This window comes from Pseudomonas emilianonis (genome assembly GCF_023072625.1).
GTDB classification, from domain to species: domain Bacteria; phylum Pseudomonadota; class Gammaproteobacteria; order Pseudomonadales; family Pseudomonadaceae; genus Aquipseudomonas; species Aquipseudomonas paraveronii.
This window is the reverse complement of the sequence record NZ_JAKNRV010000115.1, coordinates 1-14,380: the sequence shown is the minus strand read 5'-3', so window position 1 is coordinate 14,380 and position 14,380 is coordinate 1. Positions and strand designations below refer to the sequence as shown.

11 protein-coding genes are annotated in these 14,380 nt (G+C 57.7%); 8 read left to right on the top strand and 3 right to left on the bottom strand.

The features are described from left to right. The 3 genes from L9Z73_RS13915 to L9Z73_RS13905 form a co-directional block, all read left to right on the top strand. Positions 1–6,851: DUF637 domain-containing protein (locus L9Z73_RS13915; RefSeq protein WP_247401804.1), on the top strand; the 6,851-nt coding region annotated here is incomplete at its 5' end. Next, entirely contained in the window at positions 6,848–7,312 is a 465-nt protein-coding gene (locus L9Z73_RS13910; protein ID WP_247401803.1) for a hypothetical protein, read from the top strand. The genes L9Z73_RS13915 and L9Z73_RS13910, both read left to right, overlap by 4 nt. Before the next feature lie 448 nt (positions 7,313–7,760). Beyond that, positions 7,761–8,372, top strand: a complete 612-nt coding sequence (locus L9Z73_RS13905; protein WP_247401801.1) for a hypothetical protein — start codon at positions 7,761–7,763, stop codon at positions 8,370–8,372. A 310-nt stretch (positions 8,373–8,682) separates the two neighbouring features. On the opposite strand, the gene L9Z73_RS13900 is transcribed toward L9Z73_RS13905, so the two are convergent. Then, positions 8,683–8,940: a hypothetical protein gene (locus L9Z73_RS13900; protein WP_145336111.1), complete on the bottom strand. Its 258-nt coding sequence runs from the start codon at positions 8,938–8,940 to the stop codon at positions 8,683–8,685. A gap of 508 nt (positions 8,941–9,448) precedes the next feature. On the opposite strand from L9Z73_RS13900, the gene L9Z73_RS13895 reads away from it, so the two are divergent. After that, complete coding sequence (locus L9Z73_RS13895) at positions 9,449–9,841, top strand: DUF2846 domain-containing protein (RefSeq protein ID WP_247401806.1); 393 nt, start codon at positions 9,449–9,451, stop codon at positions 9,839–9,841. A 214-nt stretch (positions 9,842–10,055) separates the two neighbouring features. After that, entirely contained in the window at positions 10,056–10,676 is a 621-nt protein-coding gene (locus tag L9Z73_RS13890; protein WP_247401799.1) for a hypothetical protein, read from the top strand. Between the two features lie 91 nt (positions 10,677–10,767). Here L9Z73_RS13890 and L9Z73_RS13885 read toward each other — a convergent pair whose 3' ends face one another. Further along, positions 10,768–11,355, bottom strand: a complete 588-nt coding sequence (locus tag L9Z73_RS13885; RefSeq protein WP_247401798.1) for a hypothetical protein — start codon at positions 11,353–11,355, stop codon at positions 10,768–10,770. Between the two features lie 16 nt (positions 11,356–11,371). After that, positions 11,372–11,983 (bottom strand): hypothetical protein, encoded by a 612-nt coding sequence (locus L9Z73_RS13880; protein ID WP_247401795.1) that lies wholly within the window; start codon positions 11,981–11,983, stop codon positions 11,372–11,374. Between the two features lie 324 nt (positions 11,984–12,307). Here L9Z73_RS13880 and L9Z73_RS13875 point away from each other — a divergent pair, with 324 nt between their 5' ends. The 3 genes from L9Z73_RS13875 to L9Z73_RS13865 are packed head-to-tail and all read left to right on the top strand — an operon-like array spanning position 12,308 to position 14,030. Continuing rightward, positions 12,308–12,988: a CsgG/HfaB family protein gene (locus tag L9Z73_RS13875; RefSeq protein WP_247401792.1), complete on the top strand. Its 681-nt coding sequence runs from the start codon at positions 12,308–12,310 to the stop codon at positions 12,986–12,988. Positions 12,989–13,017: 29 nt separating this feature from the next. Continuing rightward, on the top strand, positions 13,018–13,380 hold the full coding sequence (locus L9Z73_RS13870) for a DUF4810 domain-containing protein (protein ID WP_017848623.1): 363 nt from the start codon (positions 13,018–13,020) through the stop codon (positions 13,378–13,380). Further along, positions 13,377–14,030 (top strand): DUF799 domain-containing protein, encoded by a 654-nt coding sequence (locus L9Z73_RS13865; protein WP_247401790.1) that lies wholly within the window; start codon positions 13,377–13,379, stop codon positions 14,028–14,030. Before L9Z73_RS13870 ends, L9Z73_RS13865 begins: the two co-directional genes overlap by 4 nt. Positions 14,031–14,380: the final 350 nt, after the last annotated feature.

The following is a 14,380-nucleotide window of genomic DNA, read 5'->3' as shown; positions in this document are numbered from 1 at the left end:
CCAGGTCATGCCCATGGCAGCCGCTGCTGGCCCAGGCCGAGGGCATCGTGGTCAGCGCGCCCGGCACCAGCGTCGGCGCCGCGGGCAATGGCGTGCCGGTGGTGAACATCGCCACACCGAACGGCAGTGGCCTGTCGCACAACCAGTTCAAGGACTACAACGTCGGCCCCAACGGCGTGATCCTCAACAACGCCAGCGGCGCGGTGACCAACACCCAACTGGGCGGCTACATCGTCGGCAACCCCAACCTCAAGGGCGGCGCGGCCAGCGTCATCCTCAACGAAGTCAACGGCGGCAACCCCAGCCAGTTGCGCGGCTACACCGAAGTAGCGGGGCAGTCGGCCAAGGTCATCGTCGCCAACCCCTACGGCATCAGTTGCAACGGCTGCGGCTTCATCAACACCCCCAACGCCACCCTGACCACCGGCAAACCCGTCATCGACACCGTCGGCCGCCTGGACCACTACCAAGTCGACGGCGGCGCCGTGACTATTGACGGCCAGGGCCTGAACGCGAGCAACGTCGACCGCTTCGAAATCATCACCCGCTCGGCCAAGATCAACGCGCAGATCAACGCGCGCGAGTTGACCGTGATCGCCGGGCGCAATGACGTCGACGCGCAAAGCCTGAAAACCACCGCGCGCGCCGACGATGGCAGCGCCAAGCCGGAACTGGCAATCGACTCCAGCGCCTTGGGCGGCATGTACGCCGGCGCGATCAAACTGGTCGGCACCGAAGCTGGGGTGGGCGTGAAGCTCGACGGTACGTTGGCGGCCAGTGGTGGTGATATTCAGTTGGATGCCAATGGGCGTTTGAGCATGGCGCAAACCCAGGCCACCGGTAACGTCAAGGTCACGGCGCGGAACGTCGACCTCACCGACAAGGTCTACGCCGCCGGCAACGTGCAAGTGACCAGCGCCCAGGCCCTGGTCAACCAGAAGAGTGTGGCCGCCGGCCAACGCATCGACATCAATGCGGCCACGGTCAACAATCCCGGCATCATCGAAGCCGGCGTCGTCGCCGACAACACCCGCAATACCACCGGCGACCTGGTGATTAACGCGCAAACTGTCAACACCACCGGCAACCTTCTGGCCAGCCGCACATTAGCGATCACTGCCGCGCAAACGCTGACCAATCAGGACGGCGTCATTCAGGGTAAAACCGTCAGCATCGATGCGGCCAAGTTGGTCAACCAAGGCAAAGCGGCACGGGTGTATGGCGTACAAAGCCTGGCGATCAATGCGCCGGCCATCGTCAACCTGGGCGGTTTGCTCCGCTTCGGTGAAGGCCAGGCGGCGACTCTCGACAGCGCGTCCCTGGACAACCGTCAGGGCCGTATCGAAATGGCCGGTGGCAGCCTGGTGCTGAGCAGCGCAGCACTGAACAACAGTGCAGGCAAGATCGTTGCCAGCGACTTGACGGTCAACGCAGGCAACCTCAATAACCAGAGCGGCCTGCTCGTCGCCAATACCGTGACAGTGACGGCCGACACGCTCGACAACAGTAACGGCACACTGGCCAGCCAACTCGGCAACCTGAAGCTGACCGTTGAAGCCCTGACCAACCGTGGCGGCAAACTGTTCGGCAAAGAATTGTTAACCTTCGACGGCGCCACCCTCGATAACAGCGCCAATGGCCAGATCAGCGGCAACCGACTGGACCTGACGGCTCGCGACACGCTCACCAACCGTGGTGGCCTGATCGAAGCCAGCCAGGGCCTGACCCTCGGCGGCGGCAATCTCGACAACAGCGCAGGCGGGCAAGTACGCAGCCTGGCTGGCACCAGCAGCAGCCTCGACTTCAGCGGCCAGGTGAACAACCAAAAGGGCATTCTTGAGTTTGGTAGCCAGGCCTTTAGCCTCGACGCCGGGCACTTGAACAACCAAGCCGGCCAATTGCAGCACGCCGGTAGCGGCCTGTTCCGCGTCAAAACCGCCAGCCTCAGCGGCAGCCAAGGCGACATCAATGGCCTGGGCACCGCCGACTGGTCCTTCGGCAAAGTTGATGGCCTGGGGCGCGTGCAACTCAATGAAGTCCTGACCTACAAAAGCACTCAGAACCTGACCCTCAAGGCCGGCGATCGCATGGCCAGCGGCAAGGGCCTGATCCTCGACGTAGCCAGCCTCGACAATGGCGGCGAACTGCTCAGCGACGGTGACCTGAACATCACGCTCAGCGGCGACATGACCAACAATGGCCGAGTATCGGCGCTGCAAAAGCTCACCGTGCAGGCCAATAACCTCAGCCAGAACGGCGGGCGCCTGGCGGGCACCACCACGCAATTGAAACTCAGCGGCACCCTCGACAGCCTCGGCTACCTGACTGCACGCCAGCAGTTGGATATCGCCGCGCTGCAGATCAACAACCGCGGCACCCTCGGCGCCCAGGGGCCGGTGAACCTCACGGCTGTCAACGGCATCAGCAATGGCGCGGATTCGCTGCTGTTCAGCGGTGGCGACCTGACCTTGCGTGGCAACGGCTTCAGCAATGTTTATGGTGATATCTACACCCAGGGCAACCTGACGTTCGCCGCGCGCGATGGTGGTCAGGCGGCAGTGTTCAGCAACCTGTCGGGCACGGTTGAAGCCGAAGGCTCTATCGGCATCAACGCCGCATTCGTGGAAAACGCCAAGGCCGTGTTCGAGCTGGGGCGGACCGTGACCGCCGGGAATGTGTACTGGCAATGCGGCCAGCACTGCGACGGGGACTACTCGTACAAGCGCGGCGAGATACGCATCAACCAGACCTTCCTCGAATCCGCGCTCAAGGACTCGGCGCCCGCGCGCCTGGTCGCCGGCAAAGACATGCTGATCCAGGGCGACAACGTCCAGAACCGCTACAGCCTGCTGGCCGCCAACGGCAACCTCGGCATCGTCGCGAATAACCTGCTCAACCAAGGCGCGGGCACCCGCACTGGGCAGAACAGCATCGTTATCAGCACTCCGGGAAGAGTTGACAAACATTACTGGGACTACATTGAGTACGTTGAAGTCCCCGCGTTCAACGCTGCCGTCGCCGCCGGTCACTTCGACCTGGCGACGTTTGAAGCGCTCAAGTCGCGCTCCAGTGACTCGCGTTTTTCCGAGGCGAGCAACGTCACTACCTGGACCGTAAAAGATGCGCTTGTCTACAACGCCACCCTGCAAGCCGGCGGCACCGTCGACCTGTCCAAAGTCGTCAACACCGTGCAAAACGGCACGCTGCTGGAAAACCAGAAAGCGCAACTGACCGGCACCCTTGACAACGACCAGACCGGCATCCCCGTCGGGGGCATTAACATCAGCCTCAGCCAGCAGGCCAGTGCCCCTGCCTCGGCGTTCACCCCAGTCGATCCGACCACCTCGCCGTATTTCCAACTGCCCAAGGGCGAGTACGGCCTGTTCGTCAAAAACGCTGACCCCACCAGCCACTATCTGATCGAGACGAACCCACAGTTCGCCAGCCTCTCGGGCTTCTTCAGCTCCGACTACATGCTCGACAAACTCGGCTTCAGCGCCGACACCGCCTGGCGCCGCCTCGGTGATGGCCAATACGAAACCCGCCTGATCCGCGACGCCGTGCTCGCGCAAACCGGCCAACGCTTCCTCACCAGTGCCTTGAGCAGCGACGCCGACCAATTCCGCTACCTGATGGACAACGCCCTCGCCAGCAAAGACGCCCTGCGCCTGAGCCTCGGTGTGACCCTCACTAGCCAGCAGGTCGGCGCACTGACCCACGACATCGTGTGGATGGAAAACCGCATAATCGACGGCCAGAGCGTCCTCGTGCCGGTGCTCTACCTGGCCCAGGCCGAGTCACGCAATGTACGCGGCAGCAGCCTGATCCAGGGCCGCGACCTCAACCTGGTCACTGGCGGCGACCTGCTCAACGTCGGCACCCTGCGCGCCAGCAACAACCTCTCCGCCGCCGCTGGCGGCAGTCTCTACAACGGCGGCCTGATCGAAGCGGGCAACAACCTGACCTTGCTGGCCCAGGACAGCATTCGCAACGCCATGGCCGGTGAAATTCGCGGCACCCAAGTCAACCTCGCCGCCCTCAAAGGCGACATCACCAACGACACCACCGCGATTCAAGTGCGCGACGGCGCCGGCATGCGCACCCTCACCGACAACGGCACTAGCACCATCAGCGCCCGCGACAACCTGGTGATGGAGGCCGGTCGTGACCTCATCAACCGCGGTGCGCTTGCAGGCGGCAACGACGTCACCCTCACCGCTGGCCGCGACCTCAGCCTGCTGCCCGTCAGCGATACCCGCGTGAAGCACGAATTCAGCGACGGCGGGCACAAATCCAGCATCACCACCGACGTGAAAAACCTCGCCGCCAGCGTTACGGCGGGGGGCAATCTGAATATGAAGGCTGGGCAGGATGTAAACATCATCGGCAGTAATGCCACCGCTGGCAAAGACATCAACATCGACGCCGGGCGCGATTTCAACGTGGTGTCGGTCAGCGATGTGCACAGTGTTGACGGTAAGGAAAAACACGGCAAAAAACGCATCAAGACGATGGATGAGCAGACCACCCAAGTGGCCAGTGTGTTGACCGCGGGTGGGGATTTCAGAAGTCAGGCCGGGCGTGATACGACGCTGGTGGCGAGCAAGATCAGTGCGGGGAATGAGGCTTATCTGTATAGCGGGGATAAGTTGAACCTGCTGGCGGCGCAGAACAGCGCGCACACCTTGTATGACATGAAGGAGAAGGGGAGCTGGGGCGCCAAAAAGGCGCAGATGGACGAAGTTACCCGCACGACCCAGGTAGGCACTGAAATCAAGACCGGCGGCAACCTGACGCTCAAAAGTGAGGGTGACCAGTTATACCAAGTCGCCAAGCTCAACAGCGGCAAGGACATCATTCTCGATAGCAGCGGTGCGATCGTCTTTGAAGGAGTCAAGGACCTGCACGATGAGAGCCACACCAAGAGCAAAAGCGACCTCTCGTGGTTCAGCGCCAAAGGTAAAGGCAATACCGATGAAACCCTGCGTCAGAGCGAGCTGGTTGCTCAAGGGCAGCTTGTTATCAAGGCCGCCGAAGGCATTCGCATCGATGTCAAACAGGTTGATCAGCAGACCGTAAGCCAGACCGTTGATGCGATGGTAAAGGCTGATCCCAATCTGGCTTGGCTGAAGCAAGCTGAGGCACGTGGCGACATTGATTGGCGCCAGGTGAAGGAGATTCACGAGAGCTTCAAGTACGACAACTCGGGGCTGGGTGCCGGTGCCAAGATTGCGATTGCGATCATGATGGCGGCGATTATGGGCCCGGCTGGTTTTGGTCTAGGTGGCTGGCAACTGGCGGTCGCTACGAGCTTCTCTACTACGGGTGTTACCAGCACCATTAACAACAAAGGCAACCTCGGCAGGGCTTTTAAGGAAACCGTTAGTACCGACAGTCTTAAAAGCGCGGCGGTCGCTGGTTTTACGGCGGGTGCTCTGGAGTATGCCGACACTAATTGGTTCGCTGGTGCCGACAAAGCAGGTGCAAGTACTAGCACCGTCCAAGGTGTTAACCCGAGTGCGGGCTCAACCTTGGCGGTTACTAACTCCTCCAAAGATATTTTCACCTGGACGTCAGCGGGTGATATCGCCCTGCGCACTGGAGGTCGGGCGGTAATCTCTAGCGGGATTTCTACGGCCATCCAGGGCGGAAGTTTCGGCGACAATTTCAATGCTGCCTTGCTGGGAGAGGCTGGCAACGTTGCGATGGCTACCGGTTTTAATTGGGTGGGTGACTACGTCACCTTCCCGAATGGAAGTCCTCAAAAGATCATTGCTCATGCATTGATGGGCGGATTGCTGGCGGAAGCGACCGGCAGTGATTTCAAAACCGGGGCTGCGGCTGCGGGGTTGAACGAAGCGTTAATTAATCAGTTAGCTTGGGCAGCCCAAGATAATAAAGACCTCATGTTGATGCTTTCACAGCTGACTGGTTTGGTGGCCGCGGCTGCGGTAGATGGCGACCTGGAAAAGGGCGCGCAGGTAGCACAAAAGGCGACTACGTTTAACTACTTAACCCATCAAAAATTTGATGAAGTTAGAGATTGCATTTCGGGTAGGACCTGTTCGACAGACGCTGAAAAAATTGCTGCGAAAACAGAAGCAGAAAGACTAAGTAAGCTTTTGGATGACGAAATGAACGATATATGCTCCAAAAATCCCGGTAGCGATAGCTGCCGGACGGCAGTGAACTCTGCTATAAAGTATATGGCTATTAAAGATGCATGGAATGTCATGCACGGAGACGTTGAGCGCTCATCCAAAAACACGTTCGATTATTTATATAATACTGAAGAAGGAAAAGGCTCCTTCGTATCCTATTTCAACACAATTGATAATCGAGCAAATTTTTTTAGTGGCAGTGATACCTATGAACATCAATTGGGCATTGGTGCAAAATGGTTTGGAGGCGCAGATACTGTTTCGCGTGCGCCTTTTACCGGGTTGGGGGCGGACGGAAATGCTTCATATATCACCTTTGGTGCTGGGTGGGTGTTAGCGCCTGTTTATGACTGGCGGAAGGCGGCAGGAGATTCTCTTATGGCTGGCGGATACGAAAACTTCAAGGCGCTTTACAATGGGAAAGCGACCGATCCAGTTGTCTGGGATATTAATCAGCTTAAGAATGAGCAAAAAACACTCCAACCTATTCATGAAGAATACCTACAAGATCACAAGCGTTTTGTAGGACTTACTAAAGACGCGACTAGCAACGAAGGATTTATGAAATATATTCCTTTTGTAGAAACTCAGCGTATAGAAGGGGGTGTCGATATATTAGAGTATAAATCGAGAGTCACGTTTGGATGTAAGTTGCTCGGTTATTCAGCGGGTCAAGGGTGTGCACCATGAATGTCAAAACATTCCCAGCTATGAAAGTTTTTTTCATGTTCTTACTTTGCCCATTTTTCGCGGGGTTAATCATAGGACCTATTTTTCTGATCATCATGTTTGTAGATTTATTTAGTGATGCTCGGTTGCTAGGGCAAGTCAGAGGTGGGGAGGCGTTTTCTATTCTGCTGACGGCCCCTATTCTTGGAGAGATAATATTTTTTATTCCTTCGCTTGTATTTGCATCTTGTATTACTTTGCTTAGGCCGGCCAACAACTTTAAAATTTGCAGGATTATTTCAATCTGTGGGGGCGCGATTGCGTCATTATGGATGTTTATGGCGGACTACTACTTGCTTCGTAATAGTTCGGGTTACAGTTTTTTGGACAGCTATGTTCCTGTGTCAATTGCTTTTGTAGTTGGGTTGTTAGTTACTGGCGGAATAGCATATTGGACCTTGCCGAAAAATTCTCATAAATGAAGAGGGAAGTAGAGGAAAGGGGGCTGACTTACCTAAATGGCCTGAGATTAGATAAGTCTGTCCCGAATGGAACCTACTTAATCACTCTTCGAGTGACCATTCTTCCTGAGCTTGGCCCTTACTGGACGATGCGTTTCCACCGTTTCGGTGAAAAAATCGAATACGATCGAAGGGGACCGATCTATTTGCATGGAGCCGTTTCGGTGAAGAGAAAAATCGGGGTCAGACCACGATTAGTGCACCAATGTATATTGGTGGTCTGACCCCTATTTCTCCCCTGTGTTAGTCAAACCACAAAAAAGCCAGCGCGGCGTAACTCCAGATCCTAACGAGTGGCAGTTTGACCATGTAAAGCCAAAAAATTGTGATGGTACAAATTGCAGCTCAAATCTTCAGATTCTATCTCGACAAGAGAATAGAGCCAAATCTGACAAATAGGTGCTACTAGATGAATAATTCGATTCTAAATATAAATGAACTGCCTGCAGTTGATCGTGTTAAACATGTGGCTCAGGGGTTAGCGTTGTTGGATGCCATAATTATGCCCGAGTGGGAGTATAGATACTTCTCATTCAACTGTAATTGGGATGGAGCGGGGAAAGAAATGATGGCCTCAATGAGGGACGGATCCGGGGCTGAGTATTTTTTGCACTTTGCCGATGCAGGTGTTGCAGGGAAAGTTATATGTGGTTCTCCTTTGCCTAATGTGTCTGAATGTTTGAATGCTATGCCCGAGGCGTTTCAGCAATTTAAAGTTGAGCCAGCGTTCTCTACGGATAATGCTAGTCTGTTTTTTTGGCGAGGTGTCAAGCAGCCATCGTGGTGTGCGTCGCCGGATGGGCTGAAAGAGTATCCACTGCTAGGTTTTTTTGTGGGAGGTATTGCAGCTTATAAGAGTTTAGTTGAGAACTATTATGAGAAAAGCATCGATGCAACCGTACTTGAAGAGGTATTCGCGTCGCTAGATGTGACTGCGGACCAGCTAGTGATACTTAATCCTGATATAGAGCTTGGTGATTTAGTCGATGACTTTCAAGAGATTTTAGGTCGCGAATTTTAACTTCATCTTGATGGAGCGGTGCAAAAGCACATGCTGACGCTCCCAAGGGGAATAGGGGTCAGACCACGTTTTGCATTTAAGGAGTTTTCGTGGCTATTGTTCTGTTCTTTAAAAAGAGAGTTATCCGAGGAGTGGTGTGTCGTCCGAAGGCTGTTTTTTCTTAGTCTTATAATGGTGGTCTGACCCCTATTTCTCTCTGGACGGTCTTTTTGTGTTGTTAGGCCTGCGCCGTCGTTTGGGCGATATGTTGGCCAAGACGATTGTCATCAATACCTGAGCAGGGCGGCCTGGACGGGCCGCCCGGTATAACTCAGGACGGGTTGGCGTTCAGCCTGCGACTGATCACATCCAACAAATCACACCCATCGCGCAGCGGAATCGCCAGTAGATGGGCGAAGTCCTGCAGCACCACGGCATCGCTGCTGAGCTGATCGCGGAAGGCCAGGTTTTCCAGGAGTTGGGTGACGGCTTGGATCCGGTGCACGGCGGCGTCGTGGAGGACGTCGAGGGGGGCTTGTGTGTCGATGAGCAGCGCGGGGACGGTGCAGTCGTGGCCGGTCAGGGGCATGTAACGGTTCATAATTGGCACTCTGTTAAGTGGTTGAGGCCACCACTCAATCGTCGCCAAACGAATGGGTGGCAGCTGTACGCAGGTTGGCGAACCGGCAACAGAGTAAACCGGCAGACCCGGGGGTCTCCCGCGCACAGCCGCCATAAAAGGCACGACTTTGCGGGTGCAAAAACACCTGCATGAAAGCGGATTGCTTTTGCACTCTGTTGTCAGGTCGCCAAACCTGATCGCCATTTGGGCGACGGCCGGACTATAAGCCCCTCACCCAAAACCGCGCAAGGTATCAGAGTGATGGCACAATGCCTCATGCAATGCCATCCGCTGCCGACACACTGGTGATGCCCAGACGCATCAAAAATCTGAACCGGCCTTCGCCAGCGTTTTCGAAACCGCCCCACCGCTACCCACAAGGAAGAAATACATGATCAAGTTGTTCTGCAAAGCCGCTGTCGTTGTGTCCCTGGCCACGCTGTTTGGCTGTTCTTCGACCCCGTCGGTGGAGAAGATGCAGGCTGACGTGGCGAGCTATTCGCTGCCCAAGGCTGCCGTGGCCGATAAAGGCCTGGTGTATGTCGTGCGCCCTAGCAACGTCGGGATGCTAGTACGGTTCAACGTGTTCCTGGATGACAAGGAAGCCGACTCGGAGATGGGTTACAACCGCGGTAACCAGTACATCTATTTTTTCGTGACGCCAGGCAAGCACGTGATCAGCTCCAAGGCTGAAAACTGGGCGGACATGCCAATCGACGTCAAGGCCGGTGAGGTGGTTTACCTCAAGCAGGAAGTCGAAATGGGCTTTGCCGTGGCGCGCAACAGCCTCAAAGTGCTGAGCGATCTGGAAGGCCGTTATCTGGTCAAGGATGCGTCCTTGGGCACCGTGGCAAAAGAAAGCAAGTAAGTTAAAAGCGCTTAAGGCGGCCGAGCTCGGAGCCTGGCCGTTGTCGCTGTTCATCCGCCTTGCACACTTAGCTTGATAAGGGGCTGACACGCGACTCTTCAACCCTCGTTGACTGACACGCGACATAAGCCGGAGTGGCACCGTATGGACGCAAATCCCCCGCTAAACGCCCGACCCTTCCGGCCGCAATTGTTTAGACCCAAGGAAGCTTTCAATGAAACTGCATCGTCTGTTTATCTCGCTCGCTGCGCTGGTGACCTGCACCAGCAGCTTCGCCGCGGCGCCTGCCCTGCAAAGTTTTCTCGCCTGCGACCAGAACTCCCTGGCGGTGGTAAGCCAGCCAGGGCTCAAGGAGCGTGTCGCCCATAAGGTGGAGAACGGCAAGATCACGCTCAGCGGCGGCACAAAATCCGATATGGGCCAGCGCTGGATGTTCGACACGCCACTGACGCTTGATGGTATGACCTTGACCGGCTTTTTCGCCGAAGACCAGGACCTGATGGGCTCGCGCATCATCAACTGGGGTTTCTACACCGAGCAGGCGCCCGACGCGCTTTACGCACAACTGAGTAAAGTACCGGGTACGGGGTTGGAGAAAGCCAACGGTATCTACGCGCGTGCGCAGATCTGGTCGCAGAAGCAATCAGCCTGGGTACCGGAGGGCGGCGATGACAACGCGGGCAAGCTGGTCACCGATACGGCCGAACGCATCTTGATGGTCGAGCCCGCACCCAGTGACCTGGCCAAGACCAGCAAAGGCATGATCACCTGTTCGGTTCAGGGTGCGGTGAGCGCAGCGATGCTCAAGACCACTCGACCTGACCTGATCAAGTGAACTGAGGTCGGCAACGATACCGCGGGCATGCTGAATGCCTGCGGTGTTCTCTGGTTTTTCGCGAGCAAGCTCGCTCCTACAGAGGGCGGGGTTACAGCAACTTGCGCTGCACCGCTTCATCCAGCGTGCTGCGCGTCAACGCCTCGACCACTTCCCGCGTGTCCGCCTGGAACGGGATGCCCACGATCAGCACCAGGTGCATCCAGGTGCGTACCGACTCACTCTTTTTGACGCGCCCGAGTTCTTTGCCGTCTTTGTCCTTGAACACGGTTTCCAGGGTGAAGGTGTTCTTCGCCGTGGACGGGATGATGAAGAACGTCACGCCAGTGATGATCGCGGAGGCCATGCTGAACTGTTCGTTGTTGTACAGGGTGGCGTCGGCGTAGATGTCCGAGTCGACCTTGTCGGTGCTCACCCGCGAGAAGCGGTTGGACTGGCGAAACGAATCCGCCACGGCCCTTTCCCACAACGCCGCCGGAGCGCCGGCGGCGGTGTTGCCCGGGCCGCTGTTGACCTGGTTGAGCGCGGTGGTGCGCACGAACGCGGTGGGTTTTTGCGCCGGTGCGTTGGCGGTCGGCGGCCAGGTTTGCACGGGAGGCAGTTCGTGTTGCGAGTAAGACACGCAACCTGTCAGCAAGATGGCCGCGAGGACCAGGCTGTGTTTGATCAATCCTTTCATGTGTCGCTCCTTGAAATTACGGTTTGGCCAGCTTGGCAGTGGCGCTGTCGAGCAGTTGCGCGACCAGTTCGTTCAGTTGCTTGGCGCCCATGGTCGGGGCCCAGTATTCGCGACCGTAGAGGCCGACGTTGCGCTCGAACTTGACCTCGTGTTTGGCGCTCGCCAGTTGCTTGCCCTCGCGATCGACGATCACCAGGTCGCCGGCCACGTCGAAGGTGTCGACGTAGATCGGGCCGTTGACCCAGATCCAGACCGTCAGCGTCAGCAAGGCGCCGGGGACATAGCCCGGGTGGATGCCACGGTGGCCCTTGAGGGAGGTCATGTTGAACTTGAGCGACACGTCCTGCTCGCCCAGGCGCACGGGGTATTCGGTGACCTGCTTGAAGTAGCCCGCAGTACTCACGTACTGATTGAGCTGGGCGGTGAGCGAGCGGCTGATGGCAGTTTTGTTGGCGTCGTTGACGTCGGCGACGCTCACCGTCACATCGGCGACTTGTGCGCTGCGCGGGCTGGTGACGGCGGCGGGGTGGAGCGGGGCGCCAATGGGGCCGGTGACGGTGTAGGACACACAACCGGTCATCGACAGGGCGGCGATCAGGGTCGCTGCTCGGAAGAGGTTTTTCAACACGCAATATCCCTATTAATAAGTGAGCCAAGTCACTGTCTCGACCGACTGGCCGAAAACTTGAGGAATGTGCGTCACCGCACGCGCTCCGACGAAACACCTTGAGAACCCCTCTCAACCCCGTAAAATGCCGCAGCCGTTGCGACACGACATGTTCAGGGATGAAGTCAGTTACGCGCGTGTTCTTGCCGTTTAGCAGGCTTGCCTCCCTCCCTGAAACTGCCGCCCTTGGCCCGACGCCTTCGACCTCGAAGGAGTGGGTATCGCCTCGTGCCCGGTTTCCCGTTACACCGAGCTCTGCTGACTTCCTCACTTTAGGAGCAACATGTGAAAACACTGTCCCAAATCCTGCTCTCCGGCCTTGCCGCTGCAGCGCTGCTGACCGTGGCCGGTTGCGCCACGGAGAGCAACCGCGCGATGCCGGTGGAACAAGTCGCCAGCGCCAACATCGCTTATTCCGGCGTGCGCGTGCCGATTGCCGTGGGCAAGTTCGATAACCGCTCCAGCTACATGCGCGGCATCTTCTCCGACGGCGTCGACCGTCTCGGCGGCCAGGCCAAGACCATCCTGATCACCCACTTGCAGCAGACCAACCGCTTCAGCGTGCTGGACCGCGACAACATGGGCGAAATCTCCCAGGAAGCCGCGATCAAAGGCACCGTGCAGAAGCTCAAAGGCGCTGATTACGTGGTGACCGGCGATGTGACCGAGTTCGGCCGCAAAGAAACCGGCGACCGCCAGTTGTTCGGCATTCTCGGCCGTGGCAAGACGCAAGTGGCCTACGCCAAGGTCGCGCTGAATATCGTCAACATCAGCACCTCCGAAGTGGTGTATTCCACCCAGGGCGCCGGTGAGTACGCGCTGTCCAACCGTGAAGTGATCGGCTTCGGCGGCACCGCCAGCTACGACTCCACCCTCAATGGCAAGGTGCTCGACCTGGCCATGCGCGAAGCGATCAACCGCTTGGTCGACGGCATCAACGCCGGCGCCTGGAACCCGCGCAACTGATCAGCAACACCTCAAGGAGCAATACACGGATGAGCAAGGCAGTGAAGTTGGCGCTGATGCTGACAGCAATCGCGACGGTCGCCGGGTGCCAGACGGCGCCCCAACCCCTGTATCAATGGGAAAGCTACCAGCCGCAGGTTTACGAGTACTTCAAGGGCGAGCCCAAGGAAGCGCAGGTCGAGGCCCTGGAGCGCGATCTGCAAAAGATCAACGCCAGTGGCCGCAAAGCGCCGCCGGGTTACCACGCCCACCTGGGCATGCTGTACCTGAGCATGGGCAAGGATGACCAGATGGTGCAGGAGTTCCGCACCGAGAAGGCGCTGTTCCCCGAGTCCGCCGCGTATATGGACTTTTTGCTGAAAAACGCCAAGACCGGAGTCGCCACTAAATGAGCCTATTGAAACTCACCGGCGCCTTGCTCGCCCTGGCCTTGCTCGGCGGTTGCGCTGCACCCAAGACCATTGATTACACGGCGTACAAGCAGGCGCGGCCGAAGTCGATCCTGGTGCTGCCGCCGATCAATGAATCGCCGGAAGTGCAGGCGTCCTACAGCATGGTCTCGCAGGTGACCTACCCGTTGGCCGAAGCCGGCTACTACGTGCTGCCGATTGCCCTGGTGGACGAAACCTTCCGCCAGAACGGCCTGACCACCGCCAACGATATCCAGGGCGTGGCGCCGGCCAAGCTGCATGACATCTTCGGTGCGGATGCGGCGCTGTACATCACCGTCAGCGAATACGGCACCCAGTACATGCTGATCTCCAGCAACACCACGGTGACTGCTTCGGCCAAACTGGTGGACCTGCGCACCGGCACCACCCTGTGGACCGGCTCGGCGCGCGCGTCCAGCGAGGAAGGCAACAACAACAACGGCGGCGGCCTGGTGGGCATGCTGATCACGGCGGCGGTCAAGCAAGTGATCAACAGCTCCACCGACGCGGCGCATCCGATCGCGGGCATCACCAGTGCGCGCCTGCTTTCGGCAGGGCAGCGCACGGGGCTGCTGTACGGTCCGCGTAACCCGAAGTACGGCACGGACTGATCTCACCGACGATCAAATGTGGGAGGGGGCTTGCTCCCGATGGCGGTGGGTCAGTCACCCGATGCAGTGGCTGATACTTGGCAATCGGGAGCAAGCCCCCTCCCACACTGATTGAGGTGTTATCTAAACCAGGATTCGATCCGAACGCTAACGGCGGGGCAGCGCACGGGACTGAGTTAACCGTCTCGATTCTGGCATCACCGAAGATCAAATGTGGGAGGGGACTTGCTCCCGATAGCGGTGGGTCAGTCGCCCGATGCAGTGGCTGATACTTGGCAATCGGGAGCAAGCCCCCTCCCACACTGATCGAGGTGTTATCTAAACCAGGATTCGATCCGAACGCTAACGGC

Coding starts and splice junctions, on each gene's coding strand:
- L9Z73_RS13910 (WP_247401803.1), top strand. CDS start 6,848: ATGAATGTCAAAACATTCCCAGCTATGAAAGTTTTTTTCATGTTCTTA.
- L9Z73_RS13870 (WP_017848623.1), top strand. CDS start 13,018: ATGAGCAAGGCAGTGAAGTTGGCGCTGATGCTGACAGCAATCGCGACG.
- L9Z73_RS13895 (WP_247401806.1), top strand. CDS start 9,449: ATGCAGGCTGACGTGGCGAGCTATTCGCTGCCCAAGGCTGCCGTGGCC.
- L9Z73_RS13900 (WP_145336111.1), bottom strand. CDS start 8,940: ATGCCCCTGACCGGCCACGACTGCACCGTCCCCGCGCTGCTCATCGAC.
- L9Z73_RS13890 (WP_247401799.1), top strand. CDS start 10,056: ATGAAACTGCATCGTCTGTTTATCTCGCTCGCTGCGCTGGTGACCTGC.
- L9Z73_RS13885 (WP_247401798.1), bottom strand. CDS start 11,355: ATGAAAGGATTGATCAAACACAGCCTGGTCCTCGCGGCCATCTTGCTG.
- L9Z73_RS13865 (WP_247401790.1), top strand. CDS start 13,377: ATGAGCCTATTGAAACTCACCGGCGCCTTGCTCGCCCTGGCCTTGCTC.
- L9Z73_RS13905 (WP_247401801.1), top strand. CDS start 7,761: ATGAATAATTCGATTCTAAATATAAATGAACTGCCTGCAGTTGATCGT.